Origin of the sequence: Saccharothrix sp. CB00851 (assembly GCF_001905065.1) — a bacterium.
Lineage (GTDB): Bacteria > Actinomycetota > Actinomycetes > Mycobacteriales > Pseudonocardiaceae > Actinosynnema.
On sequence record NZ_LWLC01000007.1, the window covers coordinates 20,794 to 42,689 of the forward strand.

Below are 21,896 nucleotides of genomic sequence, written 5' to 3' on the forward strand. Positions count from 1 at the left end.
GAATCATGAACAGACGCAGAGCCGGCGTGCTCGCCAAGTCCACCATCGTCGCGATCGTGGTGCTGTTGACCGCGACGAGTCCGATCCCGGCATTCGCCGCGCCGAAGAAGGGTTGGCATGGTCTGGGTTGGGACCTGCCCGCGTTGCAGGACACGCGGTCGGTGCCCGGTACCGGTGACCAGGCCCGTCCCGTGCCGCGGGCGGAGTCGGCCGAGCGGGCGATGACCGCGCCGCCGCAGGTGCGGCTGCCGCGGCCCGGTCGTGCCGTGGTGGATCTGGCGCCGGCCGCGGCGTCGGCCCGCACCACGCCCGTTGCCGCGGGTGAGACCGGTCTGGAGGTCGGTCGGGGTCGGGGCAAGGCGGGCCGTGCACCGGACGGTGCCGCGGCGGCGGGTCGGTCGTCGGGTCGGGTCGAGGTGGAGTCGGTGGACGGCGCCCGGGTCGGCTTCCGGGGTCCGGTGTACCGGATCAGCCCGGTGTCGGGTGACGTGTCGGGTCCGCTCGCGGTCCGGTTGGACTATTCGGGTTTCGCCGCCGCTTATGGTGGTGATTACGGGCAGCGGTTGCGGCTGGTGTCCTACCCGGACTGCGTGCTGTCCACTCCGGACAAGCCCGGCTGTCGGGTGGGTACGCCGGTGGAGCAGGTGAACCGTGCGGGCCGGGAGCTGGTCGGCGAGGTCGCGTTGGCCTCGGCGACGAGCACGATGGTGCTGGCCGCGACCGCGGACACGGGCAGCGGTGAGGGCGACTACACGGCCACGCCGTTGTCACCGACGGGGTCGTGGTCGGCGGGTGGTTCGGCGGGGGACTTCTCCTACAGTTACCCGATCAAGGTGCCGGCGGCGTTGGGCGGTGCGACGCCGGGGGTGTCGTTGGCGTACTCGTCGGGGTCGGTGGACGGGGCGACGTCGGCGACGAACAACCAGGCGTCCTGGGTCGGTGACGGCTGGTCGCTCGCGGCGGGTGGGTTCATCGAGCGGTCCTACAAGTCGTGTGCCGAGGATTTGGGCGGCAACAACGGGCAGACCAAGACCGGTGACCAGTGCTGGGCCACCGACAACGCGACCATGGCGTTGGCCGGTCGCAGCAACCAGCTGGTCAAGGACACCGCGAACCCGGACGTGTGGCGGCCGCGCCAGGAGGACGGCTCGAAGGTCGAGCGGCTCTACGGCGCGGTGAACGGTGCGCTCGACGGTGAGCACTGGAAGATCACGACGGTCGACGGCACGCAGTACTTCTTCGGCCTGAACCGGATGCCCGGTTGGGTGGCGGGCAACCCGGAGACGCAGTCGACGTTCACCACGACGGTGTTCGGCAACCACGGTGACGAGCCGTGCAACGCGACGGCGTTCGCGGACTCGTCGTGCACGCAGGCGTGGCGCTGGAACCTGGACTACGTGGTCGACCCGCGCGGCAACATCACCTCGTACTACTACCAGCCGGAGACCAACGCCTACGGCCGCAACCTCAACACCACCACCGCGGGCACGACCTACACCCGTGGCGGTCACCTGCTGCGGCTGGAGTACGGGTTGAACACCAACGCCGGTGGCGCCTACGCGCAGCCGGCCGCGCGGGTGCTGTTCGACACCGCCGAGCGCTGCGTGCCCGGTGGCGCCGTCACCTGCGACCCCGCCCAGCTCGACGACACCACCGCGACGTCCTGGCCGGACGTGCCCGCGGACCTGATCTGCGCGCCGGGCGCGGTGTGCGAGAACGTCTCCCCGTCGTTCTTCACCCGCCGCAAGCTGACCACGATCACCACGCAGGTCAGCAATGGCGCGGGCGGCTGGCTCGACGCTGATCGCTGGGCGCTCAACCACACGTTCCCGGTGACCGGTGACGGTGGCAACCCGCCGCTGTGGCTGGAGAGCGTCACCCGCACCGGCCTGGTCGGAGGGTCGGCCTCCCTGCCGCCGACCACGTTCGGCGGCACCTCGAAGTCCAACCGCACCCGCGCGCACCAAGACTACACCAGCCTGTCGCGGTACCGGATCACGACGATCACCGGTGAGCTGGGCGGGGTGACCACGGTCGACTACACCGACCCGGACTGCCAGGCAGGCACCCCCGACCCGGCCACCAACACCACCCGCTGCTACCCGGTCTACTGGACGCCGCCGGGTGCCACGGACCCGGTGCTGGACTGGTTCAACAAGTACGTGGTCACCGACGTGCACGTCGACGGCCGCACGACGCTGGGCAAGCAGACCCGCACCCACTACGACTACCTCGACGGCGGCGCCTGGCACTACGACGAGGACTTCTTCGCCAAGCCCGAGCACCGCACCTGGTCGCAGTGGCGCGGCTACGGCAAGGTCAAGACCACCCTGGGCAACCCGGACGACCCGTCCGGCCCGCGGACGGTGACCGAGACGCTGTACCTGCGCGGCATGGACGGCGACGTCGCCCCCGGCGGCGGCACCCGTTCGGTGTCGGTGACCAACTCCCTCGGCGAGTCCGTCACCGACTCCAAGCAGTACGCGGGCGTCGCCCGGGAAACCCTGACCTACCTGGGCGACCAGGTGATCAAGACCGTGGTGAACGACCCGTGGTCCTCCGCCGCGACCGCCACCGACGTCAACGGCGTCCAAGCCTTCTACACCGCCAACGCGGTATCCCGCTCCCGGGTGTGGCTGGCCGCGGCGAACAAGTGGCGCACCTCCCGCACCACCACGACCTACGACGGCCACGGTCTGGTGACCTCGGTGCAGACCGAGGGTGACATCGACGACCCGAGCCAGACCAGCTGCGCACGCACCACCTATGCGCAGAACACCGGCGCCTGGATGCTGAACTACCCCGACTCGGCGCGGACGGTGTCCGGGCCCTGTGCCGACGACAACCCGCCGACCAGCGCCAACATCATCTCGTCGGCGCGCAAGCTCTACGACGGCCAGGCGTTCGGCGCGGCACCGACCCGTGGCGACGTGACCGAGGCCCACACCCTCGCCGAGTGGCCCGCCGGTGGCGCGGAGGTCTACCAGACCCCGTCCGCCAAGACCACCTACGACACGGTCTACGGCCGGGCGCTGACCACCACCGACGCGCTCAACCGGACCACCACCATCAGCTACACCCCGGCCACCGGCAGCCCGGTGACCAAGGTGGTCACCACGTCACCGCAGGTCGTCATCGCCGGCGTGCCGACCGCGCTCACCACGACCGAGGAGATCAACCCCGCCACGGGCCTGGTGACGGGCGACATCGACCAGGGCGGGCTGCGGACCGACGTCACCCACGACCCGCTGGGCCGGATCACCGCCGTCTGGAAGCCCGGTCACAGCAAGGCCGCGAACGCGCCGGCGGACGCCAAGTTCGAGTACGCCGTGAACACCGGCTCGCCGAGCGTCGTGGCGTCCCAACGGTTGTTGGCCTCCGGGCTGTACGCGACCTCTTACGAGTTGGTCGACGGCCTGGGCCGGACCGTGCAGACCCAGTCGCCCACCTCGTACGCACAGGGTGGCCGGGTGGTCGAGGACGTCCTGCACGACTCGCAGGGCCGCGTGTGGAAGACCCACGGGCCGTACTGGAACAGCGCCGCACCGTCGACGTCACTGCACGTCGTGCAGGACAACGCGGTGCCGCGCACCACGGAGACCCGCTACGACTCGGCCGGCCGGGCGACCGCGGTGCTGTCGCTGCGCGACGGCTTCGAGCAGTGGCGCACCAGCACGACCTACGACGGAGACCGCGTCACCACCGTCCCGCCGCTGGGCGGCACCGCGTCGGCGGTCATCAGCAACGGGCTGGGGCAGAAGGTGATGACCCAGCAGTTCAAGGACCGCGCGCACACCGGACCGACCGACCCCGCCGACACGACCACCTACACCTACCACCGCGCCGGACAGCTGCACACGATCAAGGACAGCACCGGCGCCAACACCTGGACCCACGAGTACGACCTGCTCGGCCGCAAGGTGTCCCAGACCGACCCCGACTCCGGCACCAGCAGGACCACCTACGACGCGGCCGGTCAGATCCTGACGACCACCGACGCCCGGAACAAGACCCTCACGTTCACCTACGACAAACTCGGCCGCAAGACCGGCATGTTCGACACCACCACCTCGGGTCTGAGGCTCGCCACCTGGGTGTACGACAGCAAGCTCAAGGGCAAGCCGACCAGCTCGGTGCGGTTCTCGGGCGGCAAGGCCTACGTCCGGGAGGTCTCCGGTTACGACACCGCGGGCAGGCCGACCGGCACGACCGTGGTGATCCCCACCAGCGAGACCGGCATCGGCGGCTCGTACTCGTTCACCGTCGCCTACGACCCCAACAGCGGCGCCGTCGCCCGGGTCAGCTCACCCGGCGTCGGCGGCCTGCCCGCGGAGACGATCTACCGCGACTACGACGCGCTGGGCATGCCCACCGAGTCCTACGCCACCAGCGGCAGCGCCGGCACCAAACTGGTGTCCCTGACCACCTACAACCCGTTCGGTCAGGTGCTGCGGACGAACTTCGCCGACGCCGACGACCCCAAGCAGGTCTCGACCACGCACACGTACGACGACTTCACCGCCAGGCTCACCTCGACCCTGGCCGTCCGTGCCACCACCACCGACCAGTACGTCATCAACCGCGCCTACACCTACAACCAGGTCGGCGACGTCACCGAGGTGGACGACACCTCGACGGCCGTCCCCGACAACCAGTGCTTCGGCTACGACTACCTGCGCCGCCTGACCTCGGCGTGGACCCCGTCGTCGGGCAACTGCTCGGTCGCACCGTCGGTGACCGGACTCGGCGGCCCCGCCCCGTACTGGACGGACTGGACCTACGACACCACCGGCAACCGCAAGAAGCAGACCAAGCACACCACCGCCGGCGACACCGTCACCGAATTCGCCTACCCGGAGCCCGGCCAGCCCCGGCCGCACGCCGTCACCTCCACGACCACCACGAACCCCGACGGCTCCAAGTCCACCGCGACCTACGGCTACAACGCGATGGGCAGCACCGAGGCCCGACCCGGCCACGAGCTCAGGCACGACCAGGAAGGCCGCGTCGCGGTCGACAAGGACACGGCCACCGACAAGGAGTCGACCTACCTCTACGACGCCGACGGCAACCGGCTGATCTCCAAGGAGGCCGCGGGCACCACCCTGTACCTGGTCGACGTGGAGCTGTTCGTCCCGACCGGCTCCACCACGGCCACCGGCACCCGCTACTACACCCACGGCGGCGAGAACGTCGCCCGCCGCACCGCGGGCAAGCTCACCTGGACCGTCGAAGACCACCAGGGCACCGCACTCCGCGCCGTCGACGCCGCCACCCTCGCCGTCACCAAGCGCTACCAGGACCCCTTCGGCGTCGCCCGCGGCCCACTACCCGGCTCCTGGCCCGACCGGCACGGGTTCATCGGTGGCGTGCAAGACCCCGGCGGCACCGTGCACCTCGGCGCCCGCGAATACGACCCGGCGCTGGGCCGGTTCACCTCCGTAGACCCGTTGCTGGACGAGAACAACCCCCAGCAGTGGAACGGCTACGCCTACGCCGACAACAACCCGGTCACGCTGAGCGACCCGACCGGTCTCGCGACGTGGATGTGCCCCGACGGCGAATGCGGTCGCCACGGCAAGGGCGGGCTGGGCTACGACCGGTCCGGCTCGAACCCGTCGACCCCGTCGGAACCCACACTGGAAGAGCAGTGGACCGCGGTCTACTCACCCGAGACCGACGACCCCAACCGGTTGATCTCGGTGTGGTACGCGATGTACGCCCAGCGCACGGGCTTCTGGAACAACGACATGGGCGATGGGCACCACGCCTGCTTCGGCCGCAAGGGCTGCCAGGTGGCCTGGATCTACCTGCAAGGCCCTAACGCCGACGTCGCCAAGGCGAAGACGATCGCGGCCACGTACTGCCTCGAGAACGCGAGGGAGTGCGCCGGCGAGGACAACGCCGAGCAGATCGTGATGCAGATGTACACCGACGCCCTGATGAACATGTCCGGCTTCGTCGGTGCCGGTGTCGGGACGAGGGGCACCAGAACCGCGCCGAAGGGCGGCAGGTGCGTCAACAGCTTCACCGGGGACACCTTGGTGCTGATGGCCGACGGCTCCACCAAGCGCATCGACCAGATCGTCATCGGTGACCAGGTCGCCAACAGCGAACCGGAAAGCGAGCAGACCGAGACGCACGAGGTCCTGGCCGTCATCATCACCGATGCCGACAAGGACTACGTCGACGTGACCGTGGCGACCCCGGACGGCCCGAAGACAATTCACTCCACGGCCCACCACCCGTTCTACGAGGCCGTCGGTGACGAGTGGACCGACGCGGCCGAGCTGGAGGTCGGCGACCAGCTCAACACGCCCGGCAACGGTCGCGCGGTGATCGCCGACCTGCGCCACTACAAGGCGGACCTGCGCACCTTCAACCTCACGATCGCCACCATCCACACGTATTACGTGCTGGCAGGTGGGACTCCGGTGCTGGTCCACAACACCGGACCGTGCGAAGTCCCCAGTGTGGAAGTCCTCGACGAGACGTGGAGCAGGACGGGCTTCCCGAGCCGCAGCGCATACGGTGAGGTGGTGTGGGGTGGACGGAGCCTGGCGGACGCGAGCAAGCTGAAGACTCCGGAACAGTTGGCCAAGATGAGGGAAATCGGCCTGACCAAGGACGATGCGGTACATTGGCGCAACTTCTACCAGAGCATCCACAATCGGTCCGCGGCAAAGTTCCCCGATAACCCCGAGCGGGTCAATCCCAGTGCCAAGTCGAGGGCGGACCTCATGCAGTACTACGTCGACAACTTGTGAGGGCGAACATGCGTTTCGTGATTCGCGCCGACCGGCGGATAGTGGTGGCGTTCGAGCCGACTGCCGAGGAGTTCCCGCTGCAGCCAGGGGAGACCATCGTCGTGGAGTGGTTCGCGCGGCACGAGGACGGCATGGTGTCCCTTGAGGCGGACAACTTCGTCGTGGCCGCACCGACCGGTGGGTACACCAGGGCTTGGCGTTCGGATGGGAGCGAGATCTACATCGGTCCCGAGTCGGGGCCGGACTCGTGTTGATGGCGGGCGTAGCCGATGAGGGTGGCCAGTGCTGACCGGGCGACTTGTCCTCGGGCTGTGCCTCGCCCTTGTCGGCGCCACCGCGGTGGCGTGTTCGCCGCATGCCCCGTTCGCCATCCGGCTCAACGACTCCGGAGCAGTGGAGATCATCGACACCCGGTGCGAGAAGCGGGCGGTGGACAGGATCGAGGTGATCGCGCCGGACGGGGAGGGGTTGCTGGACGATCGTGACCCCCGGCTGTGGCGGATCGACTTCGAGTCACCTTCGACGGCGCGCACGTACGTCGTCGGTGAAGTTCCGCCAGGCGCCGAGGAAGTGGTCGAGTGGCGCGAGCCCGAGCCCGGCCGGCGGCTCTACCTCGAGGTCGCCTGGGACAGGATCACCACCGGTACGGGGTTTTCCCTGGAGGACCTGGCCGAGGGAAAGGTTCGATACCACCTGAAGAACATGACGCACGAGGAGTTTCTCACGGCATCCCGGTGCTGACTGCTCGACACACCGGGATCGGCGACGTCGTCAGTCGGCGCTGGTGAGCAGGCGGGCACCGAGTTCGCGGACCACGGAGGAAAGGAGGTCGACGTCCTCCTCCGTGGTCCGCCAGTTCACGATCGCCGGGCGCAGGGCGACCATGCCCCGGTAGGTCGTGGTGCCCGCGTAGACGCGGCCGTCTTCGATCAGGGCTTCGCCCAGGGCGCGGTTGAGGTCGTCGAGGGTTGCTTCCGGTGCGGCCGGTGGGCGGTAGCGGAAGCAGACGATGAAGGCGGTGATCGGGGCCAGTAGTTCGAGGTCGGGGGATTCGGCGATGCGGCGGCCCAGGCGCAGCGCCAGGTCTTGGTGGCGTTCGACCATCGCGCGGTGGCCGTCGCGGCCGTAGGCGCGCAGCGTGGCCCAGATCGGGAACGCGCGGGCGCGGCGGGAGGACTCCGGGCCCAGGTTGTTGTAGTTGACGAACTCGTCGTCCGGTTCGGGCAGGTAGGGGGCGTTCCAGGTGCCGAACGCACGACCCAGCGCCGACCGGTCCCGCACGAACGCGAAACCGCTCTCGTAGGGCACGTTGAGCCACTTGTGGCCGTCGGCGGCCACCGAGTCGGCACGCTCCACGCCGCGCACCAGCCCGGCCGTGCGCGGTGACAGGGCGGCGAACAGGCCGAACGCCCCGTCCACGTGCAGCCACGCCCCGTGCCGCTCGGCCAGGTCCGCCATCTCGCCCAACGGGTCGTAGTCGCCGCCGTTGACCTCACCCGCGTTGCCGATCAGCACCGCCGGCCCCGACGACGCCAGTTCGCGGTCCAGGGCCTCGACGTCGAGCCGGCCCGCGTCGTCACGGGTCAGCGTGCGCACCACGTCCCGGCCAAGACCCAGCAGCTGCAGCGCCTTGCGGCTGCTCGGGTGCACGTACCCGCTGGAGAACACCGGCATCCGCGGCAGCCCCACCAGGCCGTCCGCGGTCACGTCCACCCCGTGCCGCCCGGCCCACCAGTGCCGCGCGCACGCCAGCCCGGTCAGGTTCGCGGCCGTCGCGCTCGTGGTGAGCACCGCGCCGTGCGACTCGGGCAGCCCGAACAGCTCCTTCAACCACCGCAGCACGACCGTCTCGGCCCGCGCGGCGAGCGGCGAGGTCAGCCACAGCCCGGCGGCCTGGTCCAGCAGCGACGTCACCCAGTCCGCCGCCTGCGCGGCCGGTGTCGCGCCACCGACCACGAAGTGGAAGAACCGCGGCCCGGACGAGTGCGTGGCGGCCCGCGTCCCGATCCGCAGCAGGTCCGCGACGGCGGCGATGGTGCCGTCACCGGCGTCCGGCAGCGGTCCGTCGAGGTCCTCGACCAGGTGGGCGTGCGTGGCGTCGCGCACCGGCAGGTGCGGCAGCGCGTCGAGGTACGGCCCGGCGGCGCGCGCGACCATCCCCAACGCCTCGGCGGCGTCCTCTCGAGCGTTCAGCGGATCACCCATCGTGGCAGAGTAGGCGCTGATGACACGACGTGGACAGGTCAAGGGGCGCGCGGTCGACGCCGAAGTGGACGCCTTCCTCGGCCTGCGGTACGCGGAGCCGCCGTTCGGCGCGGCACGGCGGTTCGCCGCACCCGTGCTGACCGACTTCGCGGGCGACTGCCTGGAGTTCGGGCCGATCGCGCCGCAGTCCGCCCGGCTGCCCGGTGCCCCGGTGTGGCGGCCGGGCGACGAGGACGTGCTGACCCTCAACGTGTGGGTACCGTCCACTTCGGACGGTCCGTGGCCGGTGCTGTTCTACGTGCACGGCGGGGCTTACACGTTCGGCTCGTCGGCCCAGCCCGACTACGACGGCACCGCGCTCGCCCGCGCCGGGCTGGTCGTGGTGACGTGCAACTACCGGCTCGGGTTCGAGGGGTTCGGGCACGTGGAGGGGCAGCCGGACAACCGGGGGTTGCTCGACCAGCGGGCCGCGCTGCGGTGGGTGCGGGACAACATCGCGGAGTTCGGCGGCGATCCCGACAACGTCACCGTCGGCGGGCAGTCGGCGGGCGCCGCGTCGGCGTTGTTCCTGGCCGCGTGGGAGCCGGTGCGCCGGGTGATCGCGCACAGCGTGCCGAACCGGTGCTACGCGCGGGGGTTCGCGCGCCGGGTCGCGGAGTGGATCGACACCGCCACGCCGGAGTCGACCGTGGCGTCGGCCGACGCGCTCGCCGCCGCGCAGCGCACCGGGCCGTTGAGCTACGACCCGGTGCTGTTCGGGCCGATCGCCGACGCGCTGCCCGCGGTGGAGGTCGACGCCCTGCTGTGCCACACGGACGTCGAGTACGCGCTGTTCGACGCGGTGGGCACGTTCCGGCCGCCGGCCGACCTGCGCGCGTTCGGCCGCGACTGGGGCATCCCGGACCACGTCGTGGCCGCCTACGAGCACTTCGAGGACGCGCACGTGCGGCTCGCCGGCGACTTCGTGTTCGCCGAGCCCACCACCAGGCTGGCCGAGGCGAACAGCCGGGCGTTCCTGGCGCGGTTCACCCGGCCACCCGCCTGGCACACGGCCGACGTGCCGTTCTCGTTCGGCAACCTCGCCGGTGCCGATTTCCTGATCGGCGGGCCTGCCGGTGACGACGAGCGCGCGCTCTCCCGGCGCATGCTCAAGGCGTGGGTCGACTTCTGCACCACCGGCGACCCCGGCTGGACCGGCGTCCGGCACTGGGGCGACGAGGTCGAGGCCCGCCGCGAGCCGTGGCGGGGCGTGGACCTCTCGGCGCCGGTCGACCACCCCGTGCAGACACCCGCGGGCCGCCCTACGAACCAGCGCGGTTCGTAGGGCGGACGCTCAGCGCGGGTCGTCGCGCTCCCGCCGCACGGTGACCTTCCGGCCCTTGATGGTCGCGCCCCGCAGTGACGCGATGACCTGCTGCGCGGCCGAGTCCGGCACCTCCACCAGCGAGAACCGGTCGGCGATCTCGATCGCGCCGATGTCGCGGCCGTTGAGGCGCGCCTCGCCGGCGATCGCGCCGACCAGGTCCTGCGGCCGGATGCCCGAGCTGCGGCCCGCGCCGACGAACAGCCTGGTCATGCCCGCGGACGGGCGGCGCGGACGGCGCGGCGCACCCCGGTCGCCGCCACCGTCGCGGCCCCGGCGCTCGCCGGTACCGGACCGCGGCACGTACTCCGGGATCTCCTCCTCGTCCGCCGCCGCGCCGGTGGCCTCGTGCGCCAGCTTGACGGCCGCCAGCGCCACCTCCATGACGTCGAACTGGTCGGTCAGCGTCTCCACCACGACCCGGAAGCTCTCCAGGTCGTCCTCCAGCAGGCTCTCGTGCAGCGCGGCCCGGGTCAGCTCCAGCTTGCGCGCCCGCAGGTCCGCGATCGTGGGTACCTTCTCCACCTGGATGCGCTGCTTGGTGACGCGCTCGATGGTCTTGAGCATGCCGTGCTCGCGCGGCTCGGCCAGGGTGATCGCCACGCCCTCGCGGCCCGCCCGCCCGACCCGGCCGATGCGGTGCACGTACGACTCCGGCGCGGACGGCACGTTGTAGTTCACCACGTGCGTCAGCTGTTCGACGTCCAGGCCGCGGGCCGCCACGTCGGTGGCCACGAGCAGGTCCGCCGTGCCGTTGCGCAGCCGCGCCATCACCCGGTCGCGCTGCTCCTGGCTGATGCCGCCGTGCAGCGACTCCGCCCGGTAACCGCGACCGTTGAGCGTCTCGGTGAGCTGGTCCACCTCGTCCCGGGTGCGGCAGAACACGATCGCCGCCGTGGGCGCCTCGACGTCCAGCACCCGCCCCAGCGCGGCCGGCTTGTGCGCGCGCGGCACGACGTACGCGCTCTGCCGCACGCGCGGCGCCTCACCCGGTTCGGCCTGCTCACGGCCGATGGTGATGCGCACCGGGTCGGACAGGTGCTGGCGGGCCAGCCGGTCGATGCGGCCGGGCATGGTCGCGGAGAACAGCACGGTCTGCCGCTCCGACGGCGTCTCGGCCAGGATCGTGTCCAGGTCCTCGGCGAAGCCCATGTCCAGCATCTCGTCGGCCTCGTCCAGCACGACGATGTCCAGTTGCTCCAGCTTCAGCGTGCCCCGGTTGAGGTGGTCCACCGCACGGCCCGGCGTGGCCACGACGACGTCCACGCCCTGCTCCAGCACCCGCAGCTGCCGCCCGATCGGCTGGCCGCCGTAGATCGGCAGCACCCGCGCGCCCAACTCCCGGCCGTACCGGTGCACGGCCTCGGACACCTGCACCGCCAGTTCCCGCGTCGGCACCAGCACCAACGCGAACGGCGTCCGCCGGTCCCGTTCACCGCCCGCCATCCGCTCCAGTATGGGCAGCGCGAACGCGGCCGTCTTGCCGGTGCCGGTGGCGGCCTGTCCGAGCAGGTCACGGCCCGCGCTCAACGGCGGGATCGCTTCACGCTGGATGGGGGTGGGCTCCTCGTAGCCGAGGCCGGACAGCGCCCGGAGGAGTTCGGGGCGCAACCCGAGGTCGGCGAAGCTGGTCCGGTCGTCGGGCTCGTCGTTCATACCGTCAAGTCTCGCTGATCGTCCCTGAACCGCTCGGTGAGGGGGGTCGGCGGAGGGGTGTGGTCCCGTGGTTGCGCACCCGCCGGCGCTTCGTCCGGGTCCCTGGGCGGTTCCGGCGAGCGGTGTCCCGGGCTGCCCCGATCGGAGGCATACGGCGACGGTACGCCCTGAGCGGTTCACGTGATATTTCCCCCGTCGAGGCGGGCTGGGTCATATGTCAAACGCTTTGGCCGTGCGGGTGTGGATTCCCAATGCCGGAGCGTTGCTGCTCGCCGACAACGGTGCCGTCTCCGACACGCAGATGAGCGATTTCCTGTGGGGCGACCACCCGCCGGCCACGGTCGACGCGCAGATCTACACCTACGTCTCGCGGCTGCGCAAACGCTGCGCCGGGAGGTCGGTATCACCCGCCGCTCGCGCGGCTAGGAATTGCGGTTCACCGAATGCTCGTTCGACTTGAAGGAATTCCAGGAGCAGGCCGCGCTGGGCCGGTCCGCGCTCGCCGCCGGCCGGTACGAGGACGCGGCAAGGCTGCTGCGCGCGGCGTTGCGGCTGTGGCGCGGTCCGGCGTTGACGGGGGTGTCCGAGCATTTGGCGGCCGCCGAGGCACCGCGGCTGGAGGAGGCGCGGATCGCCGCGCTGGAGAGCCGCATCGAGGCCGACCTGGCGCTGGGCAGGCACGCGCAGCTGCTGCCCGAGCTGACCAGGCTCGTGCGCCGGCACCCGTTGCGGGAACGGTTCCGCGCCCAGCTCATGACCACGTTCTCCCGCTGCGACCGGCAGGCCGACGCGCTCGTGCTGTACGAGGAGGGCCGCCGGATGCTCGCCGACGAACTGGGCATCGATCCCGGCTCGCTGCTGCGCGAGGTGCGCCTGGCGATCCTCACCGAGAACCGGTAGTGCGGCGGATCCCGTGCGGTGTTCTGAGCGTTGAATTCGGGGGTCCTGAGCGTAGGACACTCGCGTGCTGAACGTACGACTCGCGGTAAAGCGGTTAAGCTGCCGGGGTGAAGCCGCTGCGTTGGGGTGTGCTGGGTGCGACCGGCCACATCGCCGGTCGGGTGTTGCCCACGATCCACCGGACGGTGGGCAACGCGGTGGTCGCGGTGGCCTGCCGGGAGGGGCGGCGGGAGCGGGCCGAGCAGGTGGCGCGGGCGTTCGGGGCGCGGGTGCACGACGGGTACGACGCGCTGTTGGGTGATCCGGACGTCGACGCGGTCTACCTGGCGCTGCCCAACACGCTGCACGTGCCGTGGACGTTGCGCGCGCTGGACGCGGGCAAGCACGTGCTGGTGGAGAAGCCGATGGCGTTATCCGAAGAGGACTGCGTGCGGGTCGAACGCGCCGCCGCCGACCTCGTGGTGATGGAGGCGTACATGTACCGCTTCCACCCCCAGCAGAAGCGTGCGGCGGAGTTGCTGGCCTCCGGTGAGATCGGGGAGCTGCGCCTGGTGCGGTCGGCGTTCGCCTACCCGACCGCCGCCGAGGGCAACATCCGGTTCGACCCGGCGCTGGGTGGCGGCGCGACGTGGGACGTCGGCTGCTACGCGTTCGACGTGCCGCTGTGGGCGTTCGACGCGGAGCCGCGCGCCGTACGGGCCAGGTTCCACTCGCGGGAGGTCGACCTGAGCGCGGTGGCCACGCTCGACTTCGGTGCCGGCCGCTGGGCCGTGCTGGACTACAGCCTGGAGTACGGGCCGCGCGCCGCCTACGAGTTCCAGGGCACGCGCGGCTCGATCTCGGTGCGCAACGCGTGGACCCGGCCCGACGAGGAAGGCGTGATCACGGTGGTCACCCTGGACGGTGTGCGGGAGGAGGTCGTGCCCGCCTCGGACGCCTATGAGCACCAGGCCGCCGCGTTCGCCGAAGCCGTCCGGGAGAAGGTCACGCCGCTGGTGTCGCTCGCCCACTCCGCGCGCACGGCCCGCGTGGGCGAGGCGTTGGTGCGGTCGGCCGTGACCGGCGCCGAAGTGGACCTCCGACGCCGGCTGTGACCCCTCGGTTCGCGGGCGGCACCGGTGCGGGGCACCGCGTAACCGACTTTCGGGTAGGTACGTGCGGGGGATCGTAGCCACCGTTTCCATGATTTCCGTTGAGAAGTCGACGGATAGCCGACCGCCGCGCGAACTCCTCCTCACGCGTTCACCCGTGGGGTACGTTGGTCCGGCAGCCCGGCACGAACGAGGCAAGTCCGGGAAATCCCCGAACCCGCCGCAGTGAGTGGACCCCGAGTAACGACGCGAAGGGTTTGGATGCGCCGAGCCGTTGGTGGCCCCGCGACTCGGCCGGCGACCAGCAGCAGGGCCCGGTCTCCCGCACCGCCGCCACCTGAGCGGTCCACAGGGGAGGAAGGGCCACCTCGACCGCCCGTGTCGAGGTGGCCTTGTTCGCGCGAGTCGCACCGGAGTTCATCGAGGGCACGCTCGAACACGCGGGAGCTGAGCGCGTTCGGAGGGCCTGTTCACCGGGAAGCCGGCCCGGGACGACCCGTTCCGGGTGGGCGTCGGCTGACCGCGCTGAACCCGGCCAGCCACCGCGCCACCCCGGCGCGGGACCGCAGCCGCACCCACGGCACCCCGGTCCGCGCCAACCGGTCGGGGTACTCGGCGAGGTACCTGCGGCGGGCCTTCACCGCCCACGCCAGCACCGAGTCCCGACCGACCAGGAAGCCCAACCGCTCCCGGTTGCCGTTCCACAGCACGGTCCGGCGCACGATCCGGGCCGTGCTGCGGCGCGCCAGCCGCGGCAGGGCCACCCACAGCGGCAGGTCCAGCCACACGATCAGGTCGGCCCGGTGCCACAGCACGTCGGCGGTCAGCGCGGCCAGGTTGCCGTCCACGACCCACGCCGGGCCCTCCGCGGCCTCCGCCAGGCGGGCCCGGAACTCGTCCGGCGGCGGCATGGACCAGTCCGGTCCGTGCTGGATCGCGTCCAGTTCGACGTGCGGTCCGTCGACCACCCGGGCCAGCCGGCGCGCCAACGTCGTCTTGCCCGCGCCGCTCACGCCGAGCACGACGATCCGGCGCACGGAGATCCCGTCCACCACCCCACTGGATCACATCCGGGCGGACCCGTCCACCGAGAAACGGCCTGCGGTCACCTCGCCGCTGCCGCGGTGCCGCGAGGCGTCCCGCCGAGCGCCGGAAGACGAGGTGGAGGTTGCCGGTCGTGGCACTAGTTCACGCAGTCGTGCTCCGACGGCTGCCTGCCCGGCTTCTCGGTCTCCGTGGCGGGCAGCGGGATCGAGTAGCCACCGGTGGGCGTGCCGGTCGCCCCGTCGGCGAAGAACTCCGCCGCGAACGCCCGCACCGCCGCCGGGTCGACCGACCGGCCCTGCTCGGTACCGATGTCGACCACCCCGCCGAGCGGGATGATCGCGGTCCGCACGGTGGCGGTGAGCCGCCGGGCGAACTCCAGCAGGTCCCAGTCCGGATCGGTGCGCACGGCCGACTTGGCCGCCGTGACCACCTGCGCCAGTCGTGCCGGGTCGCCCGCGCCGATCACCTTCGCCGCCAGGGCGCGCAGGAACAGTTGCTGGCGCACGATCCGGTCCAGGTCGCCGTTGGGCAGCCCCACGCGCTGCCGCAGGAACGCCGACGCCTGCGGCCCACCCAGGGACACCGGCCCGTTGGGCAGGTCGATGCCGGAGAGCGCGTCGCGGACCGGCCGCCGCAGGCAGACCTCGACGCCACCCACCGCGTCCGACAGCGCGACCAGCCCCGGCATGTCGATCACCACGTGGCGGTCGACCTCCACGCCGGTCAACGACTCGACGGCGCCGGTCAACGCCTCCGCACCCGCCCGGTCGCCGTCGCCGCCCCCCGCCTGCTCGGCAGCACGGCGGTAGGCCGAGTTCAGCTTGGTCGCGCCGACGCCGGGCAGGTCGACCACCGAGTCGCGGGGCAGCCAGGCCGCGCTGACCGAGCCGTCGTCGGCGACCCGCGCCAGCACGACGGAGTCGGTGTTCGCCGTCTCGTCCAGGCCGATCAGCAGCACGGTCCGGGTGGCCCCGGCGGGTGGCGCGGCCGGGTCGACGCTCGCCGGCGACGCGGTCCGGTCCACGCTGAGCGGCACGATCACCGCGACGGCCGCCGCCGCGGCGGTGAGCCCCGCCGCCGCGAACAACGCGAACGGCCGCCGCCGGGACCGCTTGCCGTGCAGGCTCGCCAGCACGGTCCGGTGGTCGACGGCCTGGTCGGCCTCGGCCGCGATCGCCTCGCGGATGAGGGACTCCTGCCTGGTCTCGGTCATCGCAGCACCTCCGACGGCGTGTTCTCGTTGACGCGCAGCGTGTGCAGCGCACGGGAGATGTGGCTGCGCACGGTGCCTTCCGTGCAGCCGAGGATCTGGGCGATCTCGGCGTCGGTGCTGTCCTCGTAGTAGCGCAGCACGAGCGCGGCCCGCTGCTTGCGCGGCAGCACCGCGATCCGGACCCGCATCGCGTCCCGTTCGGCGTGCCGAACCGCCGGATCGGCGACCGCCGGCGCCAGGTCGTCCAGCGAGACGTGCGTCGAGGAGATGTCCCGCGCCGCCCGGCGCCGCCGCCACGACAGGTACTCGTTCGTCACCATCCGCTTGACGTAGAGGTAGGGCACATCGACCGCCCCGATCCGCCCCCACTTCGTCCGCGCGCGCAGGAGCACGTCTTGGACGATGTCCTGGGCGAGGTACTTGTCGCAGGTCAGCGCCGTGGCGTAGCGCAATAGTCGATCAAGACGATGGGTGACGAACTGGTCGTAGTCGTGGATGTGTTCGTGGTCGTCCGGCACGTCGCCCCCTTTCTGCCGCTGTCGGTTCTCGCGTTGCGGTCGGGAAACCCTTGAAAGGACGCGTCACGTTGAACCAAGCGGGTGTGATGTGGGACACGTGCGGCTCGCGACCACAGCGGTCGTCAGGCTGTCCGCCGCGCGACCTCCGCGTTGACGAAGATCGGCGCCCCGTTGTCGGTGACCTGGCCCTGCTTCCCGTACGGCACGGTGATCTCGACCCTGTCCCGCTCGAACACCAGGCACATGCTCGACCCGCCGTAGCTGAAGTACCCGATCTCCTGTCCCCGTTCGACCACGTCACCCTCCCGCACCTCCAGCGTGACGGAGGAGATCTCGGTGATCCCGACCGGTACGACGCAGACCCTGCCGATCTCCGGGGAGCTGCTCTCGATGACCACGATCGCGCGCGTGTTGACGTTGGCTTGGTATCCCTGGGACAGGGTGCCCGAGCTCAGGTCGACCTCCTTCGAGTACAACTCGCTGAACATCAACGCCGGGACGACCCGCGCGTACTCGACGCGACCACTGACCGGAGCGTGCCACCGATGGTAGTTGGCGCCGGACAGGAACGACTGGAGGACGTTGCCGCCCTCGAAGTGCCCGATGTCCGGGTAACCGTCGAGCATCAGGTCGAGCGAGTACCGCTGGTCCTTGATCAGCAGGATGTCGTCCTCCCGCTTGACGTCCCAGTAGACGTTGGCGACGCTGCCGTCGTTCGCCGAGACCACCGCGTCCGGGTCCGGCGAGAGGGGACGGCACTCCGGCTTGATCTCACGGTGGAAGAACGCGTTGTAGGACGTGAACCCGCCGTGGGGGTGGTCCCAGTCCACCTCGAACTCATCCAGCTTGAAGTCCTTGGCCGCCGACTCGCCCAGCCAGCCGTCGTCGCCCTTGTGCAGGACGTAAGTGCTCTCCTCGCTGTCGAGGAAAGCACACCACGCCTTGAGGATGTCACGCAGCGCGTCGTTGAACGGCCTGTCGCGGAACAGGTCCCAGCCGCTCTTGACGGCCATCATGTAGCAGAACAGGGTCGACATCGGGAAGAAGTTCCGCTTCTTCGGGTCCTTGTGGTACTCGGGTGCGATCCCCGTGATGTGGTTGAGGCTGTAAAGCATCTGGTGGATGCTCCCGACCCCCTCGGGGTTCAGCCGCCGCGCCTCGTCGATCGTCACCTGCACGCGGTTCCGGAGCCGCTCGTCGCGCTGGAGCAGGTCCGCCAGCCTCCGCACGGACGGGACGAAGGTGGCGTCCGGGTCCTCGTCGGCCTTCCTCCGCAACTCCCGGTGCCACGCGTCGACCGTCTCGCGGTCCTGCGGCAGGTAACCCGCGGCGCGGCCGAACATGCTCAGGTAGCGCTGGTCGAGGTCTTTGACGGTCATGGTCTCGCTCACGGTCGTCTCCTCATGGTCTGTCGGGGTGCACCGGAATGCAGGTGGCCATGCCCGCGTCCACGGCGGCGGGGAGCCAGGCGATCAGCGCGGCCCAGACCTCGGACACGTCACCTGCGCAGGCCCGCGCGGTGGTGTCGGCGGCGGTGTGCAGTGCGGTGCCGCCGGCGCATGCGCTCAGGAAGGCGTGCTGCCAGGGCGCCAGGACGTGGACCCGGACGCGGTACCGGCTGCGGGCCACGGCGTAGTGGGTGTCGCCAGGGGCAGGCACGTCCGGGCGGTCGCCCCGATCCGCGGCCTCCAGGGCGTCGAGCAGGGCGAAGTCCAGGTGCAGCAGGCGCAGGCTCGGCGGCGTGCGCACGATCAGGTCCGGGGACGTCATGACCGCGATCGGGTCGACGGGCTGGTGGGCGGGGTCCGTCTCCACCCCCTCGGCGCGTCGGGCTTCCGACCGGGCGCGCTCCAACCGGGCCAGGGCGGTCGGCAGCCCGTCGGGTGAACCCGGGGGCTCGCCGGGGTCGGGGCGGGTGTCGTGCAGGAAGTCGGCGAACCGCGCGCCCAGGTCGAACAGCGAGTAGGACCTCGGTGGGTGCGCCGCGAGGTACGCGTCGGCGAACAACCCGAACACCTGGTCGCCGATCAGCGCGTGCAGCGCGGTGAACTCCGCCTTCAGGCATTCGTGCAGGCGTGCGCGGTAGCCACGGGCGTAGATGGCGACGCGCTCCTCACCCGTCAGCCGCTCGGAACCCCGCACGACCTCGGCGACCCGGCGACCGCGGTACCCACCACCGGACCCGGCGCCGGACCTGCCGCCGCTCGTGCAGGTGGCCAGCAGCCACTCCTGGAGCGCGGCCAGGTCCGGGTCAGCCACGAGCCCGGTCTCCCACCGGCAGGCGCCCCGCGCGGACGTCCGCGGCCTTCGTCAGCTCGGCGACCAGGTCCGGGAACGGCGGGATGTCGGCGTCCCACTCCAGCAGGGTGGACACCCCGCCGGTCCGCTCGTGGACCAGCGCGTAGAGCGGCCACACCTGGTCGGGCACGGGCCGGTCGTGGGTGTCGAGCAGGTAGTGGCCGTGCTCGCTCGGCCCGGCGAGGTGGACCTGCACGATGTGCTCGGCAGGCAGGTTGCGGAGGTAGGTCTCGGCGTCGAAGCCGTGGTTGGTGGCGCTGACGAAGACGTTGTTCACGTCCAGCAGCAGGCCGCAGCCGGTGTCCTGGGCCAGCAGGGCCAGGAACTCCCACTCGGGTAGTTCCGAGGCGTGGAACTCCAGGTAGGTGCTCGGGTTCTCCAGGACCAGCGGGCGGCCCAGGTGGTCCTGCACCGCGCGGACCCGGTCGGCCACGTGGGCGAGGCTGCGCCGGGTCAGCGGCATCGGCAGCAGGTCGTGGCTGGTGACCCCGTTCACGCCCGTCCAGCACAGGTGGTCGGAGATCCAGGCCGGGCGCACCCGTTCGGCGAGGGCGCCCAGCTCGCGCAGGTACCGGGTGTCCAGCGGATCCGTGCTGCCGATGGACAGCGACACCCCGTGCATCACCACCGGGCGGTGCGCCGCCACGTGGTCGAGCACGTGGGCCGCGAAGCCGTGGTCGGCGAAGAAGTTCTCGCTGATGATCTCGAACCAGTCGACGCCCCACTCCTCGGGCCGCGTGTCGAGCAGGTAGCCGAAGTGGACGTCGCGCAGCCCGACCCCGTCACCCAGGTTCGGCAGTCCCAGGCGGGCGGTCACGGCGCTCATGTCGACGGGGGGAACGCCAGCCGCACGTTGTTCGGCTTCGGTTCCTCGGGCACGGGCAGCCCGCGGTGGTCCATCACGATCTTGTACGCGCGATAGGCGACCTCGTACACGGTCTCACCGCGCTCGAACGGGATCGTCCCGAGCTTCTCCGGGGCGTAGGTCCCGTCCTCGAAGTCGTACAGCTGCATGGTGCCGGTCGTCGGGAAGATCTGCGAGGCCGAGATGGGCACCGCGCACCCGCCGAACGTCGCGCACTGGTTGTCGCCCGGGGCGGAGTACAGCTTCTCCCCGTCCCCGGCGGTCTTGGCGTTCACCAGGACGAAGCCGCAGAGGCCCTTGCCCCCGTCGACCTGCACGAACCCGCACCCGCCCTCGGCCTTGCAGGCGTTGGAACCCCGGCACGAGTGGTAGACGGGCAGCGCCGCGCAGTCGTTCGGCTGCCCGGTGGTGTTGGTGAGGTCGAGCCCTTGGCAGGCGTGCAGGAGCTTGCCCACGGGTCGTTCGCCGGGGGCACCCTTCAGATCGGGCGCCTTGCGGAACAGCGCCCAGCAGATCGCCATCCGGTCGCCCGAGCCCGCCATGGACGGGAAGGGGAACGACACCTCGCTGTCGCTCCAGAACTCGTCGAGGACCGTGGTGATGCCGGCGATCGAGCCGACCGCCGCCTGGCTGATCCGGTCGTACATCTTCGGGTCGCGGCCGAGGGCGTTCATCGCCTTGGCAACGTCTTCCGGGCTCGGCAGCTTGTACTTGCCGGGTTGCCAGGACGCGGTCTTCAGGTCCGAGGGCTCCCACGGCTCCGGCCGGTCCCTGCGCCACTGCGGCCAGGTCACGATCTCCTTCTGCTCGACCATGTGCCGGATTTCCGCGAAGCGCTCGTAGTGGTCCATGGCCCCGTTGTCGAAGCGCGCCGCGGCACTCGCCGACTTCGTCTTCTCGCCTTCGTCGTTGTAGCTGGGGTAGTTCTCCTCCAGTGCCTCCCGCGAGGCCTGGTACTTGTCCATGACCGCCAACGGGCGGACCCGCGGCAGTTCGCTGCCCTCGCCCTGGTCGGTGATGGCGCTGATCATGTCCCACACCTGCCGGAGGGAACGGCGGGTGGTGGGAGTGTCGACGACGGTCGTGTCGAAGCCGAGGTACTCCCGCTTCGGGTGGTTGGGCGGGTGCTCGGCGTTGAACAGGTCCCGTTGCAGGGCTTGGTCGTCGTAGAGGTACTCCCACAGCTTCTTCTCGGGTTTGCCCGCGTAGGTCAAGTTCAAGTAGTCGTAGTAGCACAGGTACATGTGGCCGATCGTGCCGAACATCGGCAGGTTCTTCTCCGTGTACTCCGGCTGCCAGCCCTCGAAGGGAATCCGGGGGAAGTACTTGGGCCTGGCCTCGGGCTTGATGTTGTCCTTGGCGTGCTCTTCCGGTTGTTCGATGGCCTCGAACAGGTCCAGTTGCGCTTCGCTGACCTCGGCGATGTCCACCGTGACGTGCGGCCAGGGCACGGTGTCGGTCAGGTCGAGGATGTGCGGGATCGTGGTCTTGTCCGGGCCGTAGCACTCCCAGCCGTGGTGGTCGTTCTGCAGCAGCGGGCTGGTGAAGCACGGCTTGACGCCGAGGCAACTGGCGAGGTTGGCCGCCATCTGCAGGTGCAGCATCTCCTCGATGAACACCGAGAAGATGATGTTGACCGCCCTTTCGTTGGCCGTCTTCGGCTCCGCGGTCGGTGCCGGACCAGGCCACAACCGCCCCCGGTAGTAGTCCTGCTTGGCACCGGTGATCTGGTGCATGCCCTGGATCGAGGTCATCGCGCTCAGGTAGAGCGGGATCGTGAACAGCTCGACGTTCACGGCGGCCTGGGCGATCGCCCGCACCGCGGAGATGTCCGTCCTCAGGTGGGAGATCGGGCGGGGTGTCTCGATTTCGGCGGCGACGGCCTGCTTCATGGTCGAACCCTCCGGCGTTGCGGACCGGTTCTCGACTGTAGGCCGTGCCGCGCACCACCGACGTGCCGTCGAACGACCGTG

Annotated in this window: 16 protein-coding genes; 7 read left to right on the plus strand and 9 right to left on the minus strand. The window is 70.7% G+C overall.

Features of this window, described 5'->3' with window-relative positions; translation table 11 throughout:
• The first annotated feature begins 5 nt into the window (after nt 1-5).
• The 3 genes from A6A25_RS08980 to A6A25_RS08990 are packed head-to-tail and all read left to right on the plus strand — an operon-like array spanning nt 6 to nt 7,508.
• Nucleotides 6-6,767: an RHS repeat-associated core domain-containing protein gene (locus tag A6A25_RS08980; RefSeq protein ID WP_143193039.1), complete on the plus strand. Its 6,762-nt coding sequence runs from the start codon at nt 6-8 to the stop codon at nt 6,765-6,767.
• Between the two features lie 8 nt (nt 6,768-6,775).
• Nucleotides 6,776-7,021 carry a hypothetical protein gene (locus tag A6A25_RS08985; RefSeq protein ID WP_073887754.1) on the plus strand — a complete coding sequence of 82 codons (246 nt, stop codon included), beginning with the start codon at nt 6,776-6,778 and terminating at the stop codon, nt 7,019-7,021.
• 28 nt (nt 7,022-7,049) lie between these two features.
• Nucleotides 7,050-7,508, plus strand: a complete 459-nt coding sequence (locus tag A6A25_RS08990) for a hypothetical protein (protein ID WP_073887603.1) — start codon at nt 7,050-7,052, stop codon at nt 7,506-7,508.
• 30 nt (nt 7,509-7,538) lie between these two features.
• Here A6A25_RS08990 and A6A25_RS08995 read toward each other — a convergent pair whose 3' ends face one another.
• Nucleotides 7,539-8,972, minus strand: a complete 1,434-nt coding sequence (locus A6A25_RS08995) for a pyridoxal phosphate-dependent decarboxylase family protein (protein ID WP_073887604.1) — start codon at nt 8,970-8,972, stop codon at nt 7,539-7,541.
• 19 nt (nt 8,973-8,991) lie between these two features.
• Between A6A25_RS08995 and A6A25_RS09000 the strand changes: the two genes are divergently transcribed.
• A complete protein-coding gene (locus A6A25_RS09000; RefSeq protein WP_073887605.1) occupies nt 8,992-10,296 on the plus strand; it encodes a carboxylesterase family protein in 1,305 nt (434 codons plus the stop codon).
• 9 nt (nt 10,297-10,305) lie between these two features.
• On the opposite strand, the gene A6A25_RS09005 is transcribed toward A6A25_RS09000, so the two are convergent.
• The gene (locus A6A25_RS09005) at nt 10,306-11,991 is read right to left on the minus strand and encodes a DEAD/DEAH box helicase (RefSeq protein WP_073887606.1); all 1,686 of its coding nucleotides are present in this window, start codon (nt 11,989-11,991) and stop codon (nt 10,306-10,308) included.
• A 232-nt stretch (nt 11,992-12,223) separates the two neighbouring features.
• Here A6A25_RS09005 and A6A25_RS42845 point away from each other — a divergent pair, with 232 nt between their 5' ends.
• The 3 genes from A6A25_RS42845 to A6A25_RS09015 all read left to right on the plus strand — a co-directional run bounded on the left by A6A25_RS42845 (nt 12,224) and on the right by A6A25_RS09015 (nt 13,985).
• Nucleotides 12,224-12,451, plus strand: a complete 228-nt coding sequence (locus A6A25_RS42845) for a helix-turn-helix domain-containing protein (RefSeq protein WP_143193040.1) — start codon at nt 12,224-12,226, stop codon at nt 12,449-12,451.
• Nucleotides 12,448-12,891: an AfsR/SARP family transcriptional regulator gene (locus A6A25_RS09010; RefSeq protein WP_158073702.1), complete on the plus strand. Its 444-nt coding sequence runs from the start codon at nt 12,448-12,450 to the stop codon at nt 12,889-12,891. The genes A6A25_RS42845 and A6A25_RS09010 overlap by 4 nt, the downstream gene beginning before the upstream one ends.
• Before the next feature lie 107 nt (nt 12,892-12,998).
• Nucleotides 12,999-13,985: a Gfo/Idh/MocA family protein gene (locus A6A25_RS09015; RefSeq protein ID WP_073887608.1), complete on the plus strand. Its 987-nt coding sequence runs from the start codon at nt 12,999-13,001 to the stop codon at nt 13,983-13,985.
• Nucleotides 13,986-14,452: 467 nt separating this feature from the next.
• Here A6A25_RS09015 and A6A25_RS09020 read toward each other — a convergent pair whose 3' ends face one another.
• The 7 genes from A6A25_RS09020 to A6A25_RS09050 form a co-directional block, all read right to left on the minus strand.
• Nucleotides 14,453-15,034, minus strand: a complete 582-nt coding sequence (locus tag A6A25_RS09020; protein ID WP_143193041.1) for an adenylate kinase — start codon at nt 15,032-15,034, stop codon at nt 14,453-14,455.
• A gap of 131 nt (nt 15,035-15,165) precedes the next feature.
• Nucleotides 15,166-16,242: an LCP family protein gene (locus A6A25_RS09025; RefSeq protein ID WP_073887609.1), complete on the minus strand. Its 1,077-nt coding sequence runs from the start codon at nt 16,240-16,242 to the stop codon at nt 15,166-15,168.
• A complete protein-coding gene (locus A6A25_RS09030) occupies nt 16,239-16,760 on the minus strand; it encodes a SigE family RNA polymerase sigma factor (RefSeq protein WP_073887610.1) in 522 nt (173 codons plus the stop codon). The genes A6A25_RS09025 and A6A25_RS09030 overlap by 4 nt, the downstream gene beginning before the upstream one ends.
• Nucleotides 16,761-16,882: 122 nt before the next feature.
• Nucleotides 16,883-18,151: a phosphatidylserine decarboxylase family protein gene (locus A6A25_RS09035; RefSeq protein WP_198932622.1), complete on the minus strand. Its 1,269-nt coding sequence runs from the start codon at nt 18,149-18,151 to the stop codon at nt 16,883-16,885.
• A 10-nt stretch (nt 18,152-18,161) separates the two neighbouring features.
• A complete protein-coding gene (locus A6A25_RS09040) occupies nt 18,162-19,019 on the minus strand; it encodes an HvfC/BufC N-terminal domain-containing protein (protein WP_073887611.1) in 858 nt (285 codons plus the stop codon).
• Nucleotides 19,012-19,884 carry an MNIO family bufferin maturase gene (gene bufB, locus A6A25_RS09045; protein WP_073887612.1) on the minus strand — a complete coding sequence of 291 codons (873 nt, stop codon included), beginning with the start codon at nt 19,882-19,884 and terminating at the stop codon, nt 19,012-19,014. The genes A6A25_RS09040 and bufB overlap by 8 nt, the downstream gene beginning before the upstream one ends.
• Entirely contained in the window at nt 19,881-21,815 is a 1,935-nt protein-coding gene (locus tag A6A25_RS09050) for a ferritin-like domain-containing protein (RefSeq protein ID WP_073887613.1), read from the minus strand. The genes bufB and A6A25_RS09050 overlap by 4 nt, the downstream gene beginning before the upstream one ends.
• Between the last annotated feature and the right edge of the window lie 81 nt (nt 21,816-21,896).

What these genes read in the sequence shown, in the direction of transcription:
- A6A25_RS08980 (WP_143193039.1), top strand. Translation starts at nt 6, where the DNA reads ATGAACAGACGCAGAGCCGGCGTGCTCGCCAAGTCCACCATCGTCGCG.
- A6A25_RS09005 (WP_073887606.1), bottom strand. Translation starts at nt 11,991, where the DNA reads ATGAACGACGAGCCCGACGACCGGACCAGCTTCGCCGACCTCGGGTTG.
- A6A25_RS08985 (WP_073887754.1), top strand. Translation starts at nt 6,776, where the DNA reads ATGCGTTTCGTGATTCGCGCCGACCGGCGGATAGTGGTGGCGTTCGAG.
- A6A25_RS09050 (WP_073887613.1), bottom strand. Translation starts at nt 21,815, where the DNA reads ATGAAGCAGGCCGTCGCCGCCGAAATCGAGACACCCCGCCCGATCTCC.
- A6A25_RS09000 (WP_073887605.1), top strand. Translation starts at nt 8,992, where the DNA reads ATGACACGACGTGGACAGGTCAAGGGGCGCGCGGTCGACGCCGAAGTG.
- A6A25_RS08995 (WP_073887604.1), bottom strand. Translation starts at nt 8,972, where the DNA reads ATGGGTGATCCGCTGAACGCTCGAGAGGACGCCGCCGAGGCGTTGGGG.
- bufB (WP_073887612.1), bottom strand. Translation starts at nt 19,884, where the DNA reads ATGAGCGCCGTGACCGCCCGCCTGGGACTGCCGAACCTGGGTGACGGG.
- A6A25_RS09025 (WP_073887609.1), bottom strand. Translation starts at nt 16,242, where the DNA reads ATGACCGAGACCAGGCAGGAGTCCCTCATCCGCGAGGCGATCGCGGCC.